At 31.5% G+C, this 26,274-nt stretch carries 17 protein-coding genes and 1 riboswitch; of the genes, 15 read left to right on the top strand and 2 right to left on the bottom strand.

All coding sequences use genetic code 11. The annotated features are described in order from the left end of the window. Positions 1 to 198: 198 nt before the first annotated feature. Positions 199 to 333, bottom strand: a riboswitch (cyclic di-AMP (ydaO/yuaA leader). A 276-nt stretch (positions 334 to 609) separates the two neighbouring features. From L3B96_RS00085 to L3B96_RS00070, 4 genes are all read left to right on the top strand, one after another. Continuing rightward, positions 610 to 2,439: a S8 family peptidase gene (locus L3B96_RS00085; RefSeq protein WP_238858511.1), complete on the top strand. Its 1,830-nt coding sequence runs from the start codon at positions 610 to 612 to the stop codon at positions 2,437 to 2,439. A gap of 174 nt (positions 2,440 to 2,613) precedes the next feature. Then, positions 2,614 to 3,828: a cadherin-like beta sandwich domain-containing protein gene (locus L3B96_RS00080; RefSeq protein ID WP_238858510.1), complete on the top strand. Its 1,215-nt coding sequence runs from the start codon at positions 2,614 to 2,616 to the stop codon at positions 3,826 to 3,828. 519 nt (positions 3,829 to 4,347) lie between these two features. Then, the gene (locus tag L3B96_RS00075) at positions 4,348 to 6,186 is read left to right on the top strand and encodes a S8 family peptidase (protein WP_238858509.1); all 1,839 of its coding nucleotides are present in this window, start codon (positions 4,348 to 4,350) and stop codon (positions 6,184 to 6,186) included. A gap of 237 nt (positions 6,187 to 6,423) precedes the next feature. After that, positions 6,424 to 6,588: a DUF3787 domain-containing protein gene (locus L3B96_RS00070; protein WP_011968789.1), complete on the top strand. Its 165-nt coding sequence runs from the start codon at positions 6,424 to 6,426 to the stop codon at positions 6,586 to 6,588. A 345-nt stretch (positions 6,589 to 6,933) separates the two neighbouring features. Here the strand turns inward: L3B96_RS00070 and nifJ are convergent, their stop codons facing one another. Then, entirely contained in the window at positions 6,934 to 10,452 is a 3,519-nt protein-coding gene (gene nifJ, locus L3B96_RS00065; protein WP_238858508.1) for a pyruvate:ferredoxin (flavodoxin) oxidoreductase, read from the bottom strand. A gap of 505 nt (positions 10,453 to 10,957) precedes the next feature. On the opposite strand from nifJ, the gene kdpA reads away from it, so the two are divergent. From kdpA to L3B96_RS00040, 5 genes are all read left to right on the top strand, one after another. Continuing rightward, positions 10,958 to 12,637: a potassium-transporting ATPase subunit KdpA gene (gene kdpA, locus L3B96_RS00060; protein WP_238858507.1), complete on the top strand. Its 1,680-nt coding sequence runs from the start codon at positions 10,958 to 10,960 to the stop codon at positions 12,635 to 12,637. Positions 12,638 to 12,671: 34 nt separating this feature from the next. Then, positions 12,672 to 14,735: a potassium-transporting ATPase subunit KdpB gene (gene kdpB, locus L3B96_RS00055; protein WP_238858506.1), complete on the top strand. Its 2,064-nt coding sequence runs from the start codon at positions 12,672 to 12,674 to the stop codon at positions 14,733 to 14,735. 66 nt (positions 14,736 to 14,801) lie between these two features. Further along, positions 14,802 to 15,440 carry a K(+)-transporting ATPase subunit C gene (locus tag L3B96_RS00050; protein WP_238858505.1) on the top strand — a complete coding sequence of 213 codons (639 nt, stop codon included), beginning with the start codon at positions 14,802 to 14,804 and terminating at the stop codon, positions 15,438 to 15,440. 127 nt (positions 15,441 to 15,567) lie between these two features. Beyond that, a complete protein-coding gene (locus tag L3B96_RS00045) occupies positions 15,568 to 18,279 on the top strand; it encodes a sensor histidine kinase KdpD (protein WP_343073041.1) in 2,712 nt (903 codons plus the stop codon). Continuing rightward, positions 18,272 to 18,970, top strand: coding sequence for a response regulator (locus L3B96_RS00040; RefSeq protein WP_238858504.1), 699 nt, complete (start codon positions 18,272 to 18,274; stop codon positions 18,968 to 18,970). The genes L3B96_RS00045 and L3B96_RS00040 overlap by 8 nt, the downstream gene beginning before the upstream one ends. 47 nt (positions 18,971 to 19,017) lie before the next feature. On the opposite strand, the gene L3B96_RS00035 is transcribed toward L3B96_RS00040, so the two are convergent. After that, positions 19,018 to 19,596, bottom strand: coding sequence for a hypothetical protein (locus tag L3B96_RS00035; protein ID WP_238858503.1), 579 nt, complete (start codon positions 19,594 to 19,596; stop codon positions 19,018 to 19,020). A 536-nt stretch (positions 19,597 to 20,132) separates the two neighbouring features. Between L3B96_RS00035 and L3B96_RS00030 the strand changes: the two genes are divergently transcribed. From L3B96_RS00030 to L3B96_RS00005, 6 genes are all read left to right on the top strand, one after another. Further along, positions 20,133 to 20,282, top strand: a complete 150-nt coding sequence (locus L3B96_RS00030; RefSeq protein WP_173706928.1) for a hypothetical protein — start codon at positions 20,133 to 20,135, stop codon at positions 20,280 to 20,282. Between the two features lie 387 nt (positions 20,283 to 20,669). Next, positions 20,670 to 21,161 carry a 2Fe-2S iron-sulfur cluster binding domain-containing protein gene (locus L3B96_RS00025; protein ID WP_238858502.1) on the top strand — a complete coding sequence of 164 codons (492 nt, stop codon included), beginning with the start codon at positions 20,670 to 20,672 and terminating at the stop codon, positions 21,159 to 21,161. A gap of 413 nt (positions 21,162 to 21,574) precedes the next feature. Then, positions 21,575 to 22,063, top strand: a complete 489-nt coding sequence (locus L3B96_RS00020; RefSeq protein ID WP_238858501.1) for a hypothetical protein — start codon at positions 21,575 to 21,577, stop codon at positions 22,061 to 22,063. A 149-nt stretch (positions 22,064 to 22,212) separates the two neighbouring features. Further along, positions 22,213 to 24,159, top strand: coding sequence for a sigma-54-dependent Fis family transcriptional regulator (locus L3B96_RS00015; protein ID WP_238858500.1), 1,947 nt, complete (start codon positions 22,213 to 22,215; stop codon positions 24,157 to 24,159). 241 nt (positions 24,160 to 24,400) lie between these two features. Then, positions 24,401 to 25,483, top strand: coding sequence for a 2,3-butanediol dehydrogenase (locus L3B96_RS00010; RefSeq protein WP_011968796.1), 1,083 nt, complete (start codon positions 24,401 to 24,403; stop codon positions 25,481 to 25,483). Between the two features lie 151 nt (positions 25,484 to 25,634). Next, positions 25,635 to 26,274: sulfide/dihydroorotate dehydrogenase-like FAD/NAD-binding protein (locus tag L3B96_RS00005; RefSeq protein ID WP_238858499.1), on the top strand; the 640-nt coding region annotated here is incomplete at its 3' end.

Here is a 26,274-nt window from a genome sequence, read left to right as displayed (position 1 = left end):
ATTGCTTTCTCCTTTTATCATAATGTATTACTTGAAGTTAGGAAAAAGTTTCTTAACTATAAGATATTTTTCCAGCCTCAAAAGTTTGTCCTAAGTTTAAGTTTATAATTATAAAAAAATAATAAGCTATAGAGAAGTCTCTATAGCTTGTAAAGCAATAATATTTATAGGCATACATAAAAAATATCAAAGTATACCAAAACTTCTCTTCTACGCTTACGAGATTAGCTGACGGATTCGGATTGAAGAAAATTAACCCTACTTATTATCGTGTAATAAGATTCACCCCAAAAAATGGTTCTCCCGTTCAAAGTGATTAAGCGTTACATATATCATTTTGTAATTATTAATATCTTATATATAAACATATCATTTTTAAATATTTGAGTCAATATATGTATAAGTCAATGTGTATTATTATGCAAATATAAACATTAATTAATCAATTATATATTATAAATTCTCCATTTTTCTTTATTTGTGAAAGTGAAGCAAATTTAATTAGTATAGGCTCGCATGCATTCGCTTGTGTTTTATTAATGTGTGCTAAATGAATAAATTATATTTTACGGAAATATTATTAGATATAGCAATACTAAGGAGTTTAATGTGCCTAGTTTTAAAAAATGTAATTTATATTATGCTGGATTTCCTAATTATTTAGTGCAATATAGGGGAGATTTTCAAGGACAAATTGATAATATATCATATGCCTGTGGCGACAAAATTACTGATACAATTGCAGTAATTTCTATAGCACCAGAAGATTTAAACCGTTTAAAGAAGGATGTTCCATCAATTCTTTATGTAAATCCTAGAAGCAAATACGTACTACAAGAGGTCTCGCCATCAAGTGTAGATAATATCAATGCAATCAAAATTAATCCATACTTAGACTTAAATGGAAGAGGCGTGCTTATAGGTATGGTTGACAGCGGAATAGAATATTTAAATGAAGAATTTATAAGAGAGGATGATACTTCAAGGATTGTAAGTCTCTGGGATCAGACAGTACCAGATTCTACCGATACATCAGTGTATATTGGAAGAACATTTAGCAATGAAGAAATTACTAAGGCAATCAAAGCTTATAGAAATAATCAAGATCCATATCTAATAGTCCCATCAAAGGATGAAGTTGGACATGGAACACAGATGGCTGGTATTATTGGCGCAAGAGGTTATAATGCTGATGTTCAAGGCGTTGCATCAGGATGTGAATTTGTAATTGTTAAGCTTTTTGAATCTATCAATTTTAGAAATGAGCTTCAAGCAAATGGTATTCCTTATACACCAGTATATAATGATTCAGAAGTTTTAGCAGCAATATATTATTTGCAAAGTGTTGCAGTAAGACTGAATAGACCTATGGTTATATATCTGGGTGTAGGTACAACCGAAGGCAGTCATGATGGTAATAATCTGCTCTCAAGGTATTTAACTTCTATTGGAAAACTTAGAGGTATTGTTACTGTTACTGGTGTTGGAAATGAAGGAGCGTCAGAAGGTCATACTTCTGGAATCATAAAACAAACTGGGGATGTGGCTTCTATTGAATTGAGAATACCTAGAGAGATGAAATATTTTTCTTTCACAATCTGGTTAATAAAACCTAATAGAGCATCTATAAATGTGGTTTCGCCTAATGGAGAATCATCAAAATTTATTAAAGCAAAGGCAAATGAAATACAAAATGTTAATTTTGTATTTTTTAAGACTCAAATGACTGTAAAATACTATGTTCCTGAGCATTTCACTGGTCATGAAGCCATAGCAATTAGTTTTGATGGCATAAAAGCAGGAATATGGACCTTTCAGCTAAGGGGAGATTATATAACAGATGGTAGATATCATATATGGTTACCACCACAAAAAACATTGCCAGAAAATACGAGATTTCTTCAAGCAGATCCATTTACTACATTGACAATACCATCTACGGCGCGAAGTGTAGTCACAACAGCTTATTATGGAAATGACAATGCTTTGGTTGCAGCATCTGGAAAGGGCCCTAATGTTAATACATATGTAGAAAACCCGGATATAGCTACTTTGGGGGCAGATATATTAGCAACGAATATAGGAGGCAAGACTACTACTGTTTCTGGCAGTTCAGTAGCAGCTGCTATAATAGCAGGAGCTTGTGCGCTTTTATTGCAATGGGGGATTGTTAATGGAAATGATAGAACTATGTTTGCAGCAAAAATCATAGCTTATTTAGTGCTTGGTGCAGATAGGAGCAATTTGGCTTATAGATACCCTACTAGAGAAATTGGATATGGATTTTTTGATTTACTAGGTACTTTTAATATAATAAGCAGAAGCTATAGAATGGACCTAGGCCTAGAAAATAAGTCAAGGGCAGATTGTAAAAAATGGGATAAGTATATTGAATACAGTGTAAAAGCATTATTTATAAGAATTCCTAAAGAAATATAAATGTTAAAAAACAATACATTTGTTTAAAATTGCACATTGAAGTAAGAAAATATGTAATATAAAGAAAAAAATCCTATTTTACCAACTAAAAGGTACTATAAATGGTATTTAATATTGTATTATATAGTGAACAGCATTGTTTGGTGCTAATACAATAATTTAGGGGGATATAATATGAATAGAAATATTAAAAGAATAGTTGCATTAACAATTGCGGCAACTGCCTTTAGCGCAATTGTACCAGCAACAAGCTTAACTTTAACTACAACAGCTTATGCGTCAACAGGTGATTTATCAAGCATTAAATTAAAGACATCAGGCGGAAGCACAATAAAGACTTATAGTGATGATAATTATAAAAGTAAAAATGAAGTTGATGACGATGAGTTGAAAAATAATGAAACTTATTACGCTAAGACTTCATCTAGTAAAATAAAGATAAGTGTAAATGGCGCTGACTCAAGTAATGTTAGAATCTTTAAAGGAAGAACAAGTTCTACTAAAGGTGTAAAAACAAGCAGCACTATTGAACTATCCAAAGGATCAACAACAGTTCTTACAATAAGAACATATAACGATAATCCAGGAACGGTCAAATACAGTGATGATTCATATTCTAGTCAATACACTATTAGGGTGAAGTGTACAGCAAGTTCTTCTAGTGATGATGAAGATGATAATAAAGATGTGTATTTGAAGAGCATCTCACTTAGTGAAGGGGATTTGAGTTTTTCTAAAAATACTTCTGATTACAGTGTAAATGTTTCTGGATCTGTTGATGAAATTAAAATAACCGCAAAACCAGATTGCGATAGTGATGAGTATGATGATTATGAAGTAAAAATAGATGGAAGTATTGTAGATGAAAGCGATAAATTTAGAAAAACAGTATCTTTAAATAAAGGAAAGAATAATATAAAGATAACTGTTAAAAATGATGGTGATAAGAGAACATACACATTGAATATTTATAGAGGTGGAAGTAGCAATAACTCTAATAGCAGTGGTACACCATTGCCAACTAAGAATATTAAGACAAATCAATGGGTACAGGTCAATGGAAGATGGCAATACAACGATTCCATGGGTAATTCAGTAAAAAATAATTGGATACGTAATTACTACTTACAATCAGATGGAAACATGGCCACAGGGTGGTTAAACTATGGAGGTACATGGTATTATTTAGGTGGCGACGGAGCAAAAAAAGCAGGCTGGCAGTTAGTTAATGGCAATTGGTACTATATGGATTCAGAAGGAAGAATGCAAACAGGATGGATTAAGGATGTGTCTGGAAAGTATTATTACTTATATAGTAATGGAGCTATGGCATATAATACCACTATTGGTGGATATAGATTAGGATTTAATGGTGCTTGGATTAAGTAGAATTCATAAAATGCTTAATGTAAAGTTTTTATTTAGAAATAGTGATAATCTAGCTAATTAACATATATAAATAAACTAATTATAATCTATACTTATGCGTATAACTCACCGAAATGAATAACATACTTTTGTTACAGTTTCTGGGCAATTCTGATGGGTGATTCTAAGTCTATAAAGTTGCATCCAAAGTGCTAGCCTCAAAGAACAAGCTTTGAACTAGCACATTTGGAACAACTTATAGCCAAAGAATCACATCCATCAAAATTACCAATGAAACATTCCACAAAAGTATATTACTCATTTCTGGTTGGAAGATATTTCATAGTCTAAGTATAGTCTATGATTGTCTTATCTATACTTTTAATAAATTTATGACCCATACTAATATTTATAAATATTAGTATGGGTCGCATTTTTATAAATATAATAAGGCCATTTAATTATATTTATATTTTCATAATGAATAATTTGTACTTTAGCTAAATACTATTAAATATAAGTAATACTAAGGAGTCTGCTGTGCCTAGTTTTAAGAAATGTAGTTTATATTATGGAGGAATGCCTAATTATTTAGTTCAATATAGAGGAGATTTTAGAGGTCAAATAGACAAAGTATCTTATGCGTGTGGAGATGTAATTACTGATACTATCGCGGTCGTATCTGCTTCACCAGAAGATTTGGTTAGATTGGCTAAGGATGTACCATCGATTCTTTACATAGATCCTAGAAGTAAGTACGTATTACAAGATATATCTCCGTCAAGTGTAGATAATATAAATGCAATTAAAATTAATCCTTACTTGGACTTAAATGGTAGAGGTGTCCTTATAGGCATGGTTGACACTGGAATAGATTATTTAAATGAAGAATTTATAAGGGAAGATGATACTTCAAGAATAATAAGTCTTTGGGATCAAACTATTCCTGATTCTGATGATACCTCAGTTTACATAGGAAAAACCTTTAATAATGAAGAGATTACTAATGCAGTCAAGGCTTATAGAAATAAACAGGATCCATATTTAATTGTACCTTCAAGAGATGAAGTTGGGCATGGAACTCAAATGGCCGGTATCATTGGAGCAAGGGGGTATAATGCCGATGTTCAAGGGATAGCTTCTGGAAGTGAGTTTGTGGTTGTAAAACTTTATGAGTCCATGGAATTCAGGGAAGAGCTCATAGCAAATGGTATTCCATATACACCAGTATATAATGATTCAGAGGTATTAGCAGCAATAGATTATTTAAAAAATGCTTCAGTAAGTCTTAATAGACCAATGGTTATATATATTGGAGTTGGAACAACAGAAGGTAGTCATGATGGTAATAATTTAATTTCAAGGTATATAGCATCGCTAGGAAGGCTTAGAGGACTAATTACAGTTGCTGGTGTTGGAAATGAAGGCGCTTCAGAAGGTCATGCTTCGGGAATTATAAAGCAAACAGGGGATATAGTTTCTATAGAATTAAGAATATCAAAGGAAATGAAATATTTTTCCTTTACAATTTGGGTAATAAAACCTAATAGGGCATCTATAAATGTAATTTCGCCTAATGGAGAATCATCTAAATTCATTAAAGCGAAAGCCAATGAAATACAAAATGTTAATTTTGTATTTTTTAAGACTCGAATGACTGTGAAATATTATGTTCCGGAATATTTTACAGGCCATGAAGCAATAGCCATAAATTTTGATAGCATAAAAGCTGGAATATGGACATTGCAATTACGAGGAGATTATATAACTGATGGAAGGTATCACATTTGGCTGCCGCCGCAGAAAACATTACCAGAGAATACAAGATTTCTTCAAGCAGACCCATTTACTACACTAACAGTACCATCTACAGCCAGGAGAGTAGCCACAATAGCTTATTATGGAAATGATAATGCGTTGATCGCAGCATCTGGAAAAGGTCCAAATGTTAATGTAGATATAAATAACCCAGATTTAGCGACTTTAGGGATGGATGTATTAACTACAAAAGTAGGAGGGGGAACTACAACTGTTTCTGGTAGCTCGGTGGCTGCTGCGATAATTTCTGGGGCTTGCGCACTTTTGTTGCAGTGGGGAGTTGTTAATGGAAATGACAAAACCATGTTTTCAGCGAAAGTTATAGCATATTTGATTTTGGGTGCTGATAGAAGTAACTCGACATATAGATATCCTAATAGGGAAATAGGGTATGGATTTTTTGATTTACTTGGTACATTTAATATTATTAGCCGAAGTTATAGAATGAACCTAGATTTAAAAGAAAAAGATGAAGTCAGCATGGAGAAAAAATGTATTGAATATAGTGTGAGAAATCTATTTATAAGACTTCCGAAAACACATATGGAAATATTAAAATAAAAAATATGAGTATTTAATTAGGAAAATTTTCTTTATATATAATAATAAAGTTTCATATCAGAACTTGTATTATTTCTGAAGATTGTATTCCAAATTCATTTACAGTTTAACCCAATGTGTAATTAAATAATTGTGATGTTGCAAATCAACTCTAGTCATACTTTTCATTTTTAAGCAAATACTATTACTGATCTAAATTTATTAGAATAATTTTGGATAGTAAAAGGAGGTTTACACATGACAAATAAATTTAAAGAAAAGTTCGTTGGAATGCCAATAGAAAAGCATGATGCAGCAGCATGGGCTAATATGGAAGACGCACAACCTGTATCTAATGTGAACATTCCCAGCGAAGTACAAGTTAGGAATGCAAAAGAATATGTAGATACAAATCAAAAGTAAGATCTATAGTTTAAGATTCAGTCAACCGAAATGACAGGTACTCTGTTGCTTCGGTTGCTATAGAATAGAGTTGTGAATTTCTAACAGCAAAAGTTGTACCCATTTACGCATGCTCCTTAGACGAGCTAAGGACAAGCGAGAATGGAACAACTTTTGCTGAAGAAATTGCTACGACTCCATTCTAAATGCAACACTGCACAAAAGAGTACCTGCCATTTCTGGTGAGGAATATATTTTAAACTATAAATGTAACTTGAAATTGAGGTATCTATAGAAAAATCCCCGGAAAATCGGGGATTTTTTATTTTGGTTACTATTTACATGTATGTTATTTGGAGCTTTTTACTAATATTGCATATCAGCTAAGCGCTTATAAGTTTCATATCTTTCTTTTGCATTCTTTTCTGCTTCATCAAATAATTTATCGGCTACCTCTGGGAATACGTTCATTAATGATGAGTAACGTATTTCTCCATGTAAGAAGTCTTTATATGGAGCAGAAGGTTCTTTTGATTCAAGTAAGAATGGGTTTTTACCTTCATCTTTTAATAATGGGTTATATCTATATAGATGCCAATATCCAGACTCAACAGCTTTCTTTTCTTCTTTTATACTGTTACCCATACCAACTTTTATACCATGGCTTATACATGGAGCATAAGCTATAATGATTGATGGTCCTGGATATTTTTCAGCTTCAGCTATTACCTTAATGGCATGATTCATGTTTGCACCCATAGCTATTTGAGCAACATACACGTAGCCATAGCTCATAGCCATAAGTCCTAAATCTTTCTTTCTAGTTTTCTTACCTGCTGCTGCGAATTTAGCAACTTGAGCAGTTTGAGTAGATTTTGAAGCCTGCCCTCCAGTATTAGAGTAGATTTCTGTGTCCATTACAAATATGTTTACATCATCACCCATAGCAAGCACTTGATCCACTCCACCGTAGCCTATATCGTAAGCCCATCCGTCTCCACCGAGTATCCAGTGAGACTTTTTAACTAAATAATCTTTTCTTTCTAATATCTCTTTTGCAATTTCATTATTAGAATTTTTTAGAACTTCTAAAACTTTAGAAGAAGCTGTTTTTGATCCGTTTCCATCATTGAAGTTATTAAGCCAATCGCGGAAAGCATTCTTAATCTCGTCATTAAAGTCAGATGATTCTAAACCTTCATTCATTAAATCTGCTAGCTTTTCTCTTATTTGTTTAACACCTAGGAAAATACCATATCCAAATTCGGCATTGTCTTCAAATAATGAATTTGCCCAAGCTGGACCTTTTCCTTCAGCATTTGTGGTATAAGCTATAGAAGGAGCACTTGCACCCCATATAGATGAACATCCAGTTGCATTAGCAATTATCATTCTTTCACCAAAAAGTTGTGTTAGAAGTCTTATATATGGAGTCTCTCCACATCCAGGGCAAGCACCGTTGAATTCTAGGAGAGGTCTAACTAATTGGCTGCCTTTTAAGGTATTTCTATCAATCAAGTCTTCCTTAGGTGTAAGCTTCATTGCGTATTCCCAGTTTTCAGCTTGCTCTAATATTTGTTCTTCAGCCGGTTTCATTATAAGAGCTTTACCAGGAGCAGGACATACATCAGCGCAGTTGCCGCAGCCTGTGCAGTCTAGAGGAGCTATTTGTATTCTATAACCGTAGTTTTCTAGACCTTTTCCAGCAGCCTTCTTTGTAATGAAGTCCTCAGGAGCATTCTTCATTTCGCTTTCATCAACTAAGAATTGGCGTACTGTAGCATGAGGGCATATGAATGCACATTGACCACATTGTATACACTTATCTGTTTGCCATTCAGGAACATTAACAGCTATACCACGTTTTTCATAGGCTGTAGTTCCAAGAGGGAAAGTACCATCTTCCATTCCTTTAAATGTACTTGTTGGTAATTCATCACCTTCAAGTCTTGCCATAGGACGTTGAATATTTTTAACAAAGTCTGGTTCGTCTTTAACTGGTTTATCACTATCTTTAGCATTGGCCCAAGATTCAGGTATACTAATTTCGTTCAATGAATCTACTCCTCTATCAACAGCATCATGATTCATTTTTACTATTTTATCACCTTTTTTACCATACAAGTGGGAAATTGAATCTTTTAAATATTTAACTGCATCTTCAACAGGAATAACATTAGCAAGTTTAAAGAATGCAGATTGCATTATCATATTAATTCTATTTCCAAGACCTATTTCGCCAGCAATAGCAATTGCATCTATAGTATAGAATTTAATATTATTTTTTGCCATATATCTCTTATATGCTGCAGGTAATTTATTTTCAATTTCATCCTTATTCCATGGGCAGTTAAGTACAAAAGTTCCATTATTTTTTAGTCCCTTTAACACATCAAAATTATAGATAAAGGATTTGTTGTGACAAGCAACATAATCTGCATTATAAACTAAATAAGGAGATTTTATAGGGCTCTTTCCAAATCTTAAATGGGACACTGTAGTACCACCAGATTTTTTACTATCATAAGAAAAATATGCTTGAGCATATAAATTCGTATTATCACCTATAATTTTAACAGCACTCTTATTTGCTCCAACTGTACCATCTGATCCTAACCCCCAGAATTTACAGCTTATAGTTCCTTGTGGTGTAGTATCAATTATTTCTCCTTCAGGCAGAGAAGTGTTAGTAATATCATCAACTATACCAACAGTGAAATTATCTTTTGGCTTATCTGAATTTAAATTAACAAAAACAGAAATAATTTGTGATGGTCTTGTATCTTTAGATGCTAAACCATATCTTCCACCAACTATCACTGGTTTGTTGTCTTCGTTATAGAAAAGCTTAGTAACGTCTAAATATAATGGCTCAGCAGGTGCGCCAGGTTCTTTTGTTCTGTCTAATACTGCTATTTTCTTAACAGACTTAGGTAAAACGTTAAAGAAGTACTTATCACAGAAAGGTCTGTATAAATGAACCTTTATCATACCTACTTTTTCGCCTTTTTCTCTTAAGTAGTCTACAACTTCGCTTATAGTGTCACACACTGAACCTATGGCTACTATAACTCTTTCAGCTTCAGGATCTCCATAGTAGTCAAATGGGTGATATTCTCTTCCAGTAATATTTTTTAATTCTTTCATGTAATTTTCTACTATATCAGGTACAGCATCAAAGAAAGGATTTTGAGCTTCTCTTCCTTGGAAGTATATATCAGGATTTTGAGCTGTGCCTCTGGCAACTGGATGTTCTGGATTTAAAGCTCTATCTCTAAAGGCTTTTAATGCAGCTTTATCTACGAGTTTAGTTACTTCTCCAAAATCAGGTACCTCAATTTTTTGGTATTCATGTGATGTTCTAAATCCATCAAAGAAATGAGTAAATGGAACTCTTCCTTTAATTGCACTTAAATGGGCTATACAGGCTAAATCCATTACCTCTTGAACACTGCTTGATGCAAGCATAGCAAATCCAGTCTGTCTAGTTGCCATAACATCTTGGTGATCTCCGAAAATTGATAGTGCGTGAGTTGCAATTGCACGAGCAGTTACATGAAATACTGCAGGCAAAAGTTCTCCAGCAATCTTATACATGTTTGGTATCATAAGCAGCAAGCCTTGTGATGCTGTATATGTAGTAGTTAGTGCACCGGCTTGAAGTGATCCGTGTACTGCGCCAGCTGCACCAGCTTCGGATTGCATTTCAGCAACCTTGATTGGCTGATTGAACATATTTTTCTTTCCGTGAGCAGACCATTCATCAACCCCCTCGGCCATAGGTGTAGAAGGAGTTATAGGATATATTGCAGCTACTTCAGTAAAATTATAGGAAGCATATGCTGCGGCTTGATTTCCGTCCATTGTTTTTGTGACTTTTTGCATTAGGCTAATCCTCCTCTTCTATTTTTATAGAAAATCATAATTTATTTATCTCATTTATTATTTGAAAACTGAGGAAAAGTATACATATTTCTGATAAGCCGTACATTTAGTAATAATTTATATTAAATTATGGACATGGAAGATATTAAATATAAAATTCTATAAACGAAATCTTTATACAATCTTTATGCAGAAGAAAAAAGTCTTAATCCAATCTTTATATTATAGCTAGTAATATTTATATATGAGATATGAATGACGAAAGGAGAAATATGATGATGCTAGATTTTATTTTTTTGACATCATTATTTGTAGGATTTTTTTCTATCATACTGTTTGCTAATTGGTGTGGAAAACAAACTAACAAGTAAAAGAAAATAAATGGGGGAATATAAATGCTAAGTTTAGTTGTAATTATAATTTTACTTTTTGGATATTTAGGGTATGCATTGTTTAATGCAGAGAAATTTTAAAATTATTAGTAGTGGAACTAGGAGGAATAGTTATGGAGTGGTTACAAATAATAATAACTTTACTACTTTTTATGATAATAGTAGTACCAGTTGGAAAGTATCTATATTATGTTAGCACTGGTCATAAAATCATTGGAGACAAGCTATTTGATAAAATCGATAACTTTATCTACAAGATATGTGGAATAAGTAAAGATAACGAAATGGATTGGAAAGAATATATTTTTTCTATTATAGCAGTGAATGCTGTAATGGTATTTATAGGTTATATAATGCTTAGAGCTCAAGGATTCTTATTTTTTAATCCAAATAAAATAAATGGAATGGAACAAAGTCTATCTTTTAATACAATTATAAGTTTTATGACTAATACAAATCTTCAAGATTATAGTGGAGAATCAGGACTTTCTAATTTTAGTCAAATGATAGTGATTATTTTTATGATGTTTACATCAGCAGCAACAGGCTTTTCAGCAGCTATTGCTTTTATTAGAGGAATAATTGGAAGAAAGTTAATGGGAAACTTTTTTGTAGATATGACAAGAGTTACAACAAGAGTTTTATTGCCACTATCAATAATAGTGGGAATTCTTTTGGTAAGTCAAGGCGTACCACAAACTTTATCTGGAACTAAAACAGTTACTACAATAGAAGGTAAAATGCAAGATATAGCAATTGGCCCGGTAGCAGCTCTTGAATCAATTAAGCATATAGGTACAAACGGCGGAGGTTTCTTCGGGGCAAATTCGGCTCACCCATTTGAAAATCCAACACCTATATCAAATTTAATTGAAATACTATCTATGATGATACTTCCAGGAGCACTAGTTTATACTTTTGGGTTAATGCTTAGAAATAAAAAACAAGGCTGGACCATATTTGGAGCAATGGCTGGAATATTTATAATAGCACTTCCAATATGTTATTATGCAGAAAAGGCTGGAAATCCAGCATTAGCACATGTGGGACTAAATCAACTTATGGGGAATATGGAAGGGAAAGAAGTGAGATTTGGAGTAGGACAATCTGCATTATTTACGACAGTAACTACGTCCTTCACAACAGGAACAGTTAATAATATGCATGATTCCTTAACACCTATAGGTGGAGCAGTTGCTCTTATGAATATGATGCTTAATGTTGTATTCGGAGGTAAGGGCGTAGGCTTTATGAATATGATGATGTATGCTATTCTTACTGTCTTTTTATGTGGACTTATGGTTGGAAGAACACCAGAATTTTTATCAAAGAAAATTGAAGGTAAAGAAATTAAGCTTATAGCATTAGCTATAATAATTCACCCATTACTAATATTGATGTTTTCAACTTTGGCATTAATATCGCCAGAGGGAATTGCAGGAATATCAAATTCAGGATTTCATGGGTTAACTCAAATAGTTTATCAATTTACATCCTCAGCAGCAAATAATGGTTCTGGATTTGAAGGGTTAGGAGATAATAATCTGTTTTGGAATACTACGACAGGTATAGTGATGTTTTATGGAAGATATTTATCAATTATAATTCTTCTTTCAGTAGCTGGCTCTTTAGCCGCCAAAAGAACAATTCCAACAACAATAGGAACTTTTAGAACAGATAATACAATGTTTGCATTAACTCTAATTGCAATTGTTTTAATAATTGGAGCATTAACATTTTTACCTGCTTTGGCGCTTGGACCAATAGCAGAACATTTAACATTGTGGAATTGATTATTATGAAGTAGAAAGCAAGGAGAAAAATAATATGAGTGATAAAAGAAAAAAGTCTAAATTTATTACAAGAGATATATTAAGAGAATCGATTATAGAGTCCTTTAAGAAATTAAATCCTAAATATATGATAAAGAATCCAGTTATGTTTGTTGTTGAAGTGGGTTTTGTTATAACTTTATTGCTTACATTTTATCCAAGCTTATTTGGAGATAAAGGAAGTAATTTAAGAATATATAATTTTATTGTAGCTCTAATATTGTTTATAACAGTACTTTTTGCAAATTTTGCGGAAGCCGTAGCTGAGGGTAGAGGAAAGGCTCAAGCTGATAATTTAAAGAAAATGCGTAAAGATACTGTAGCAAAATTGTTGAATCCTGATGGAACAACTAAAGTCATAAATGCAAATGAATTAAAAAAAGGAGATATAGTTTTAGTTGAAAATGGAGATATAATTCCTAATGATGGTGAAGTTGTAGAAGGAATAGCCTCTGTTGATGAATCTGCAATAACTGGTGAGTCAGCACCTGTTATGAAAGAACGTGGAGGAGATTTTGCATCAGTTACAGGAGGAACAAAGGTTGTAAGTGACTGGCTAAAGATCGAGATAACAGCAACACCAGGTGAGTCATTTTTGGATAAAATGATATCTCTTGTAGAGGGAGCATCAAGACAAAAAACTCCAAATGAAATTGCGCTTAATACTGTACTTGTTAGCTTAACAATTATATTTCTTATAGTTATAGTTGCACTTTATCCAATGGCTAATTACTCGGGTGTTTCAATTTATATTTCAACTTTAATAGCACTCCTTGTTTGTTTAATACCAACAACAATTGGTGGTCTATTATCAGCTATTGGGATTGCGGGTATGGATAGAGTTACTAAATTCAATGTTATAGCTATGTCAGGAAAAGCTGTAGAAGCCTGCGGCGATATTGATACAATGCTTCTTGATAAGACAGGTACTATAACATTTGGTAATAGATTAGCCTCGGATTTTATACCAGTTGACAACGTAAGGAAATTAGATTTAATAAATTATTCAGTAATCTGTTCAATAAAAGATGATACACCAGAAGGAAAATCAATAGTTGATCTTGCTAGAAGAAGCGAAGCAACAATTAATGAAGAAGAGTACAAAAATTTAGATTTTATTGAGTTTACAGCTCAAACAAGAATGAGCGGAGTGGACTTGCCTGATGGTACTGATATAAGAAAGGGAGCTTCTGATTCTATAAGAAACAGAATAAAAGAAATGGGAGGAATTATTCCAGATGATTTAGATGAAGCTGTTAACAGAGTATCGAAACTTGGAGGAACACCTCTTGTAGTTTGCGTAAACAATAAAATATACGGAGTTATATATCTTAAAGATACCGTTAAGCCAGGTCTTGTTGAAAGATTTCAAAGACTTAGAGAAATCGGGATTAAAACAGTTATGTGTACTGGTGATAATCCATTAACTGCTGCAACTATTGCTAAAGAAGCTGGTGTAGATGAATTTATAGCTGAATGTAAACCAGAAGATAAAATTGCTGCAATTAAAAGAGAGCAAGAACAAGGTAAACTTGTAGCCATGACTGGAGATGGAACCAATGATGCACCAGCTCTAGCACAGGCAGATGTAGGGCTTGCCATGAATAGTGGAACCACAGCGGCTAAAGAAGCAGCTAATATGGTAGATTTAGATTCGGATCCAACAAAAATTCTTGAGGTAGTTGAAATAGGAAAACAATTATTGATTACAAGGGGGGCTTTAACTACTTTCAGTATTGCTAACGATGTAGCAAAGTATTTTGCTATTATACCTGCAATATTTACAGTAGCTATACCTGAAATGCAGATTATGAATATAATGAGACTTTCAACACCATATAGTGCTATACTATCGGCTCTTATATTTAATGCAATAATAATACCACTACTTATTCCAATAGCAATGAGAGGTGTAAAATATAAACCGATGAAAGCAGAGATGATGTTGCTTAGAAATATGCTTATTTATGGAGGCGGTGGAGTAATTGTTCCATTCATAGGAATAAAGGTAATTGACATGATTATTACTCCGTTAGTTAGAATTCTTAATATTGGTTAACTTAGATAATGAAGATTATTGGCTAAGAAAAAATTATGCACCTCAATAAGAAAAGGAGATTTTTATATGAAAATAATCAAAAAATCTATTCTGTTAAGTATTACTTTTATGGTACTTTGTGGGCTTATATATCCTCTTTTAATGACTGGAATAAGCCAGTTGGCTTTTAATAAAAAAGCTAATGGAAGTATGATAACTGTTAATGGAAATGAAGTTGGATCAGAACTTATAGGACAAAATTTCACAGATCCAAGGTTCTTTAGAGGAAGAATTTCAGCTGTAAATTATAACACTTATACAGAAGCAGATAATGTACCAGATGAAAGTGGAAAAGTAGTATATAGTGGAGTTGGCTCAGGATCACAAAATTTGGCTCCTTCCAATGAAGTTCTTAGAGAAAGAGTTGAAAAAGATATAAATGAATTTTTAGCTGCTAATCCTGGAGTTAAGAAAGAAGATATACCAACAGACTTGCTTACAAGTTCTGGTTCTGGGTTAGATCCTGATATAAGTCCAAAGGCGGCAGAAATTCAAATTCCAGCAGTTTCAAAAGCATCAGGAATAAGTGAAGCAGATCTTCAAAAAATAGTTGATAAATATACTGAAGGTAGAACACTTGGGGTATTTGGTGAACCAAGAGTAAATGTTCTAAAAGTCAATATGGAAATAGCTTCATTATTAAATAAAAATAACTTTATTAAATAAAAATAACTTTATTAAATAAAAACAACTTTTCCTGAGGATAAACAAAATCACTTTTATATTATTATCAGGAGATATATAATTTCATTAGGAAAAAGGTAAAATTACGGAGAGGTTAGGAGTGATTTAAATAGGAGTAGATGAAAGGCCAGATCCACAGTATCTTTTAAATCAAATAAAAAAAGAAGAGAATGTGTCTTCAAGAGGAAAATTGAAAATATTTTTTGGCTATGCTGCTGGTGTTGGCAAGAGTTATGCAATGCTTATGGAAGCACATGATATGAAGAAATTGGGCTACGATGTAGTGATAGGTTATATAGAACCACATGCAAGGCCAGAAACTATGGCATTGCTAAATGGACTTGAGAGTATAGAAAATAGGATTATTGAGTATAAGGGGATAACCTTAAAAGAATTTGACCTGGATATGGCTCTTATTAGAAAACCTGAAATTATGCTAGTAGACGAACTAGCTCATACAAATGCTAGTGAGCAAAGGCACAGAAAAAGATGGCAGGATATTGAGGAACTTTTAGGGGCAGGAATAAATGTTTATACGACTTTAAATGTTCAGCATATAGAAAGCTTAAATGATATAGTTGAAAGTATAACCCATATTTCAGTTAGAGAAAGAATTCCGGACAAAATATTTGATGAGGCTGATAAAGTAGAATTAATTGATATTGAACCAGATGAACTTTTGAAAAGATTTAGTGATGGAAAAGTGTATGATAAGGAACAAGCGACAAAAGCATTTAATAATTTTTTTACTAAAAATAATTTATTTGCACTTAGAGAAATTGCATTAAGAAGAACTGCTGATAGAGTAAATTATGAAGTAGAAAGTGTAAGGTTGTCAAAAGGGCAAATAACTGTAATGCCAACAGTCGATGCAATATTAGCCTGCATTTCTTCATCACCTTCTTCTTCAAGAGTTATAAGAACAGCAAGAAGAATGGCAGAAGCACATCATTCAAAATGGATAGCATTTTATGTGGAAACAACAAAGTCAAGAAATTTAAATAAAAAAGATAAAGAGAGTTTGAGTGCAAATTTTAAGTTGGCAGAAGAATTGGGTGGAGAGATAGTAACTGTATATAGCGATGATATAGTTGAACAAATAATTCAATATGCAAAATTTAGAAATGTCACAAAGATTATAATAGGAAAAAATCATAAAAAACCAAATAATTTTTTTAGAATTTATGCTAGAGATATAGTTGATAAATTAATGGAGTCTAATTCATATATAGACGTTTATGTTATACCAAATTCAACTTTTAATAAAGAAAAAGAAAATATTATAAAAAGAAAAAAAGTAAGGTTCAATATTTCGTGGAAAGAAATCTTAACAGCTAGTTTAATAATGATTATATCTACAATGATTTCATTATTCATAGACTACATAGGCTTTCGTGAAGCAAATGTAATCATGATTTTTATTCTGGGTGTAATTATAGTAAATATGAAAACAAGAGGGTATCTTTTAGGATTTATATGTTCAATCATAAGTATATTCTTATTTAATTTTCTTTTTACTGATCCAAGATATTCTCTTGAAGTTTATGATAAAAGCTACTTAGCTACTTTTCCAATAATGTTAATAGTGACATTTACAATTGGTACCCTCACAAGCAAGATACAAAGGGAAGCACAAAATTCTTTAGCAAGAGAGAATACAACACAAATTTTATATAGAGTAAGTAGAAAGTTACTAAGTGCAACAGGTACAGCTGATGTTGTGGGAATAGGGATAAAATATTTATCTAGATTACTAGAAAGAACAGTTATTTGCTACTTAGTTCAAGAAAATAAATTAACAACACCTTTTATTTATACGGCTACTAAAGGTGAGAAAGATCGGACATTGCTAAATAAAGAGGAAGAAGCTGTTGCATATTGGACATTATTAAATGATAAAGAGTCAGGTACGGGAACTAATACTTTCTATGGAGCAAAAGGATATTATATGCCTCTGAAAAGTCATAATAAAGTATTAGGCGTGTTAGGTGTCTCTTGTATCACTGGAAACTTAAAACCAGAACAAAAATTCATTTTCGAGACTGTAGCTAGTCAAATATATATTGCTTTAGATAGAGAAATTCTCGCTGAAACTCAGAAAAATTCAAAGTTAGAAATTGAAAGTGAGAGATTAAGAAGTAATCTTTTAAGATCAATTTCCCATGATTTAAGAAGTCCACTTGCAGGGATAAAAGGAGCAATAAGTACTATCATTGAAACAGGAGAACTTCTATCTAAAGATACTAAAGATGAACTTTTTCAAGGAATTTATGATGATACTGAATGGCTTATAAGATTGGTAGAAAATTTACTCAGCATGACTAGATTTGAAGGTGGGAACATGAAAATTAAAAAGAACCTTGAACTCGTAGAAGAAGTTGTATATGAAGCAGTTCAAAGAACTTCAAAACGATTGAAAGATCATGAGATAAAGGTGACAGTTCCAGAAGATGTTATAATGTTATCTATGGATGGAAATTTAATTGAGCAAGTTCTTATAAATCTTTTTGATAATGCTATTAAGTTTACTCCTAAGGAAGCTTTAATTGAGGTTAAAGTATATGAGGAAGTAGGTGATGTTATATTTGAGGTAATAGATGATGGGATAGGAATATCAGAAGAAATATTACCACATATATTTGATAGATTTTTTACAAATGGAGATAAAATATCTGATTCAAGAAGAGGTGTTGGGCTTGGGCTCGCAATTTGTAAATCTATAGTTGAAGGACATGGTGGGAAAATCAGCGCCCAGAACAAAGATGAAGGAGGCGCAATTTTTAGATTTAACATTCCAAAGGAGGGAAAGATAGATGGATAATAAGCCATATATTCTTGTAGTGGAAGATGACAGGCCCATAAGAAATTTCATAACAGCATCATTAAAAGCACAAGGATTTAATTATATGGAAACAGAGAAAGGAATTGAAGCTATTGCGCTTTCTATGTCTCATAAGCCAGACTTGATAATATTGGATTTAGGACTTCCAGATATTGATGGAATCAATGTTATCGCAAAGGTAAGAGAATGGTCTAAAATACCTATAATAATAGTTTCAGCAAGAGAAAATGAAAGACAGAAAATAGAGGCTTTAGACAAAGGAGCAGATGATTATTTGACTAAGCCTTTTGGAATTGGAGAATTATTAGCGAGAATTAGAGTTTCTTTAAGGCACAGTGTAACAAATGCATCTGAAAATAAAAATACAGAAATATTTAAGGTCAAGGGATTGGTTGTTGATTTTAATAAAAGAAAAGTTAGTATAGATGACGAGGATATACATCTAACCCCTATAGAATATAAAATAATGGCACTACTTTGTAAATATGCAGGAAAAGTATTGACCCATAATTTCATAATTAATGAAATTTGGGGTGCAGCTTTAGGTAATGAAACTCAATCACTTAGGGTTTTTATGGCAAGCCTTAGAAGGAAAATAGAGAAGAATCCAGCACAGCCACAATATATTTATACAGAAGTTGGTGTTGGATACAGGCTGATAGATGATTAGTTATTAAGATAAAAGCTTATCCTAATTCTTTTAAGGAGAGGCTTTTTTTAAACAGCTTTAATTTGTGAAGATAGTTCTGTTATAATTAAGAATATTTCATTCCAGTTATTAACTCTAGTTATTTTATCATTTATAGGTTTCCTGTTATAATTTGTATCCATAAGAAGAACGTTGAATCCTGCCTCCGATAGCTGAATTGCATTATTGTAGTTATCTTCAATAAAAACATTACAATCTAATTCGTGTGCTTTGTCAACCTTGTAGTGGCTACCTAAAACAAATAAGTTATCATAAGGTATTTCATTGTTTCTTAAAAATAGATGAGTCAGTGTTTTTAGCTCTAAATCTCTAGCTGTCACAAAATATATATTATGAAATTGATGCAATGTAGTTATAACAAGTTTAGCACCATCTCTTAGTTTTTGATCTGAGTGAAGTTTGAACTTATTTTTATTATAGAAATCGTCATATTCCTGCCTTTTTATACCCATAACTTCATGAATTTCATATTCTGTCACCTGATCTTCTGTTATATTCTTCTTAAAATATTTATTCGCCATATCTAGCCAGTCATAAGCATTGGTTATCGTTCCGTCGATATCAATACAGATATTTAAAGTATTCATTTTATTTACATCTCCTTTATTAATTATTGATATTAGAAAACTTCCACAGGGTTATTCTTAATTGAGGAAGCAAAGAATGGTTAAATTCTTTATAGATATAGTATATTTATAAAAAGCTAAGATAGCATTAAAGGTATGTTAATGTTGTGTTACTTTTATGAATAATAAAATAATGTTAGTTTATGATAGTTATTAATATGGAATTTTTAACATTATCTTAAAATTTTACGTGCAGAAATTTAACAATTTTGTTGTATGATATGAGCATATAGATTTAGAAAGGTTGTATTTAAAACAATTTACTAATTTAATGCTTATATTAAATATAATTTATACGCATTATGGTGAAAAATTAGAAATGTGATGTATAATTACAGTAAAAGATAAATAAATTTTAAGTACAGCGTTTTATAGAATAAATGATGTGATTTTAATACTATACCAAGTAATTAATGTGTACAAACTTAATATATTTACCATTGACTTTATGTAATGATGAAATTTAATTTCAAAAATAAAAAGGATGGTGGGATAATATGACTCCAAAAGAACTAACTCAAAAAACAGTTAAGGATATAATTAAAAGAAGAAAGAGAGCTGAAAACGAGATTAAAGCTTATCAAAGTGACCAAACTGCAAAGAAAATGAGGAACTGGAGTGTTAGGGTTGGAGGAAGTAGATGGTAATGATTTAAATATAGATCGAGTATATGGATTATATAATAAATAGAGTTACCAACAAAAGGTGACTCTATTTTTCATTTATATGTTATTTGAAATAAGTACATTGATTTGCTATTTATGTCATCGTTACTGCTAAAAAATGTGGAGAGAAAGTTGAAAATAGAAATATTGTGCTATTGAAACATGCAACGCAGTAGGTTTTGTATAGTATCATGATTTAAAGTATATAATTTTAATAAAGATAAGTATTTAGAGTAATAATTTTGGATTTAAGTTTTAATTGAGAAGTTGTAGATGTAAACAATCATAGAATTTTTAGAGGGTAGATTTACTAAAGTTACAACTGTCAATTTAAAATTATCAATATAAGATTTAAAGGAGAGGGAAAGAATGTCAGTAAGGGTTAAGTTTATAAGTGAAGTAGAAGTTAAAGATGAGAAAAAGGTTTTAAAAGCTGCTAAAAATGCTAAGGTAAAAATTAATGACTCATGTGAAGGAAAAGGAAAATGTGGAAAGTGTGTTATTAAAGTTATAGAGGGAAAACTTTCTGAACCAACCAAAGAAGAATTAAAAGTTTTAGGAAAAGAAAAAATTGATGATGGATATAGATTGGCATGCCAAACCCGTATACTTGAGGATTCAGTGATAGAAATAATAGATAGCGAAGATATAAAAGCTAAAAAGGATACTAAGTGTGGTGCTTTAAAAGTTAAGGATAGTGATAAAATAAAATTACGCAAAGAAGATATAGATGCTAATGATAAAGTAGAAGCTTCTGAAACTAAAGAGGTGAAAATTAAGATAGATAGTGATGATGATAAGTTGAACCATAAGGTACACAACAAAGATACGGCAAAAAAGAATAAAAAATCAGATAAATAGAATATATATAATATAAGGTACATAAACAAAAAAATAGTTAAATTAATAGGAATAGATTAGTGAATAATATTTATTTTAAAATAAGGCTTAGAAATGTTATTAAATTGCATTTCTAAGCCTTATTATTCATTTCGGCGAGTTATATGCATAGGTTAAGGTCTTAGTTGAATTATCTATATAAAATCAGTAAAAACAGGAGGATTTTTAACATGCTTTTTACAAGGAAACAAGTGTTAATTAATAATCGGGTATTACACTTAATAATGTAAATAAATAGATTTTAAAGGATAGGTGAAAGAATGTATACTAGAAATTTACTGTCTTATAATTATAAGTCTAATATAGATAGCATAGTTATAAGAAAAATTAATCTAATAAAAATGCTTTTTCTCCTGTTATTGTTAATTATTTTTTTGGCAAGTATAGTAAGGTTATATAATTCTATTGAATGTACAAATAGTAGTAGCCTCGCAGTTGATGACTTTAAAACCGATATCAGTATGCTTAGTGAAACGGTGAATATTATTGAGACGGAAAGAACATCAAATGAGAATCTTCAAATAAATCATTTTGGATCTGATGGCAAAATAGTTGATGCTAGTGAAATTAGAACAGACTTAGCGACAGCTTTAATTAAAATCGGAGATATGGATAACGATAAAAAGTTATCAGATGAGGAAATTACAGAACTTGGGATGATGAAATTGGATACCAAAGCTATTCAAAAAGAACTTAGGGAATTTCAATTTAATTTAAGATCATCAGACCATAATTTGAAAAATTTTATTGTTATAACGAAGGGGAAATATGCAGGAACAATACTTTATAATGGACCTTTAAAATTTATTGATGATGAACATAAGCGTTACTTTGGATTAGAATTATGTATGGATATTAAATGATTTTCAAATTTTAGAGTGATGTATTTATATTATTCAAAAACTAACATCAAATTTAAATATTATTAAATTCGACATATATATTTAATAAGTTTATCATATAAGATATAATAAATGATAAATTTATCTTTGTGTAAGCATAGGAGAAATATATGGAGAATTATGTGGATTTTATTAATAAGGCTTGGAAAGACTTTATTTCTACAGGAAATGTCAATCCTAAGGTTAGAAGTGAAATTGGTGATTCATGGATAAGATGCATGAACTACGGTGTTGACCCTTATGATGGTAAGGGTCATGTTAGATATTCTAATATAAATGAATTAATTAATAAAAATAATGAACTCATATCTGTAGCTAGGCCTGTTATGGAAAGTATTTATAGCATGGTTCGAGGATCAGGATTTGCATTATTTTTAACAGATAAAGATGGATATATAGTAGATGTAATAGGCGATAACGATATAATGAAGAGAATTGAGGAATTAAACTTTCTTAAGGGTGAATTATGGTCAGAAAATGTAGTTGGAACTAATGCTATAGGGACTGCCTTATACCTTGGTAAACCAGTGCAAACTATAGGAGCAGAACATTATGGGGTAAATCAACACTCTTGGACTTGTTCTGCATCTCCTATTTATGACGAAGATGATAATTTAATTGGATGTATAAATATGTCTGGAAATTATTATAATGCACATTCTCATACGTTAGGTATAGTAACTGCTGCGGCACAATCAATACAGAAGCAAATGGCACTCGCTATTTCGTATAAGTTACTTAATGTGACATTTGATTCCATATCAGAAGGCATGATAGTTATTAATGAGTATATGAAAGTTAAAAGAATAAATGGACGAGCTTTGAAAGTTCTAAATATATCATTAGAAGAAGCAATGAATATGAAAATTAATGAAGTACTAAATGGTGTAGACTTTCAAAAATTATTACAAGAAAAAAATAAATCTTTAAATAATATAGAATGGGATTTTTCTATAAATAATGACATAATAAAATGTGTTATAAATGTCTTGCCATTAAATAAAAATGGTAAGAGTAGTGGTATGGTAATAACTTTTACAGAAGTTAAGATTGTACATAAACTAGTAAATAAGTTTGTGGGATATAAAGCACAATATGAATTTAAAGACATTATGACAACAAGCAAAGAAATGGCAAATATGATAGCCTTCGCTAAAAAGGCTTCAAAAAGTGACTGCAATATACTAATACAAGGAGAAAGCGGTACTGGTAAAGAGTTGATTTCTCAGTCGATACACAATTATAGTGATAGGGCTAGAGGTCCGTTTGTCGCTGTAAATTGTGCATCAATACCTAGCGAATTAGTTGAAAGTGAATTATTTGGATACGAAAAGGGTGCTTTTACTGGAGCATCAAAAGAAGGGCATCCAGGTAAGTTTGAATTAGCAGACGGAGGGACAATCTTCCTCGATGAAATTGGTGAGCTGCCATTAGATATTCAAAGTAAGCTTCTTAGGGTTTTAGATAATGGAAAGATCGTTAGAGTCGGTGGGACTTATGAGAAGCAGCTAAATGTTAGAGTTATTGGTGCTACTAATAGAATATTGAAAAATGAAATAAGAAAGAAAAATTTTAGAGAGGATTTATATTATAGGTTAAGTGTAATGGAAATAAAGACTATTCCATTACGAGAGCGAAAAGATGATATAGATGTACTTGTAAATGATTTTGTTCAAAGGCTAAACATAAAAAACAAAAATAAGATTATAACTGTAAGTAAGGAATATATTGATAAGTTAAAGAAATACGATTGGGATGGAAATATAAGAGAACTTAAGAATGTTGTTGAGCGAGATTATTACTTGAGTGAAGATGAAATGATGAATATAGATATAAACAATTTAGATTACAATAATATGACACAAACTTTGCATCAAGAGCCTCTAAAACAAGAGGAGATTAAAATAGTTCCTCTTGATGTATTAGAAGAGAATGCCATAAGGGATGCTATAAAAAAATGTGATGGAAATCTTCAACTAACATCTAAATTGCTAAGTATAGGAAGAGCAACTTTATATAGAAAGATAAAAAAATATCATATAGATGTATCAAAATGAGAAAAGAAAAATCTGTGTATCAAAATGAGAAAATAAAATGTATCGTTTTGATACGTTTTTCTTTTATAGTTAATAGTTTTTATATAAAATCATACTATAAATAATAGGTAAAATAAAATTATATCAAGCAAATAACCTAAATAACTCAAAAAAATATAATCTTATTCATAACTTGGCATGGAAATTGCTTAATAAAATATATGTGAATTAATTAACAATTTATCCAAGGAGGAGTTTTAAGATGAAAGCAGCATTATGGTATGCAAAGAAAGACGTTAGAGTAGAGGAAATTGAAGAACCTAAAGTTACAGTTAATGGTGTAAAGATTAAAGTAAAATGGTGTGGAATATGTGGATCAGATTTACATGAATATTTAGGAGGACCTATATTTATACCAGTAGGACAACCTCACCCATTAAGTGGTACAACAGCTCCAGTAGTTTTAGGACATGAATTTTCAGGAGATGTCGTTGAAGTTGGTCCTAATGTAAAGAATTTTAAACCAGGAGATAGAGTAATAGTTGAACCTATAGTTGCATGTGGAAAATGTCCAGCGTGCTTAGAAGGAAAATATAATTTATGTTCATCATTAGGTTTCCATGGACTTTGCGGAAGTGGTGGAGGACTTGCTGAATATACAGTTTTCCCAGAAGAATTCGTACATAAGATTCCAGATGAAATGTCTTACGAACAAGCTGCTTTAGTTGAGCCAATGGCAGTAGCATTACATTCAATTAGAATTGGTAATTTTAGAACAGGGGATACTGCGTTAGTACTAGGATCTGGTCCAATAGGACTAGCAACTATTGAGTGCTTAAAAGCAGCCGGTGCAAAATTAATAATAGTATTACAAAGAAAATCTATAAGACAAGAGTATGCTAAAAGAGCAGGGGCAGATGTAGTATTAGATCCTAATGAAGTAAATATAGCAGAGGAAGTTAAGAAGCTTACTAACGGATTAGGAGTTGACGTGGCGTTTGAAACTACAGGAGCTCAAATAGGTTTTGATACAGGTATAGATAGCTTAAAGTTTGAAGGAACTTTAGTTGTAACTAGCATATGGGAAAATGATGTTAAATTTAATCCTAATGTATTAGTATTCACTGAGAAGAAAATCATTGGAACATTAGCATACAGACATGAATTCCCAGCAACTATGGCTCAAATGAAAGATGGAAGAATAAAAGCAGAAGGATATGTAACAAAGAAAATACATTTAGATGATATAGTTGAAGAAGGGTTTGGAGCATTAACAGGTCCAGAAAAGAAGAAACATGTTAAGATATTAGTATCTCCAGACAAAGAACTTGTATCTAAATCTTAATCTATATAGAATTTGCAATTAGCAATAAAGATATTAAATGGTACTTATAGATAAAGTATATTCTCGCAAGAACAAAAATTATACTAAGATTCAGATGAATAGAAAAAATCATCTGAATCAAGTTTACTTGGTTAAATTAGGAGGAACGTAAATGTATAAAATAGTGAATAAAAAGGAGCTAACAAATAATATATTTTCAATGGATATAGAAGCTCCAAGAGTAGCAAAATCTGCAAAGCCTGGACAATTTATTATCATAAAAAATGATGAAAAAGGTGAAAGAATTCCTTTAACTATAGCAGATTATGATCAGGAAAAAGGAACAGTAACTATAGTTTTTCAAACTGTAGGAAAAGGAACAAAACAGTTAGCTGCTTTTAATGAAGGGGATCATGTAGCTGACTTTGTTGGACCATTAGGTGTACCAAGTGAATTTATACATGAGGATATAGAAGAATTAAAGAAAAAGAATTTCATCTTTGTGGCAGGTGGAGTTGGTGCAGCACCAGTTTACCCACAAGTAAAATGGATGCATGAACATGGAATAGCTGTAGATGTTATTTTGGGAAGCAGAAACAAAGATTTATTAATATATGAAGATAAATTAAAGAATGCTGCTGGAAATCTTTATGTAACAACTGATGATGGTTCATATGAATTTAAGGGAACTGGATCAGATATGCTTAAAGAGCTAGTTAATAATCAAGGTAAGAAATATGATCATGCAATTATTATTGGACCAATGATAATGATGAAATTTACTTCTATGCTAACTAAGGAATTAGGAATAC

Origin of the sequence: Clostridium sp. YIM B02569 (assembly GCF_022320765.1) — a bacterium.
Taxonomy (GTDB): Bacteria; Bacillota; Clostridia; order Clostridiales; family Clostridiaceae; genus Clostridium; species Clostridium beijerinckii.
This window is presented reverse-complemented; position numbering and strand designations above follow the sequence as displayed.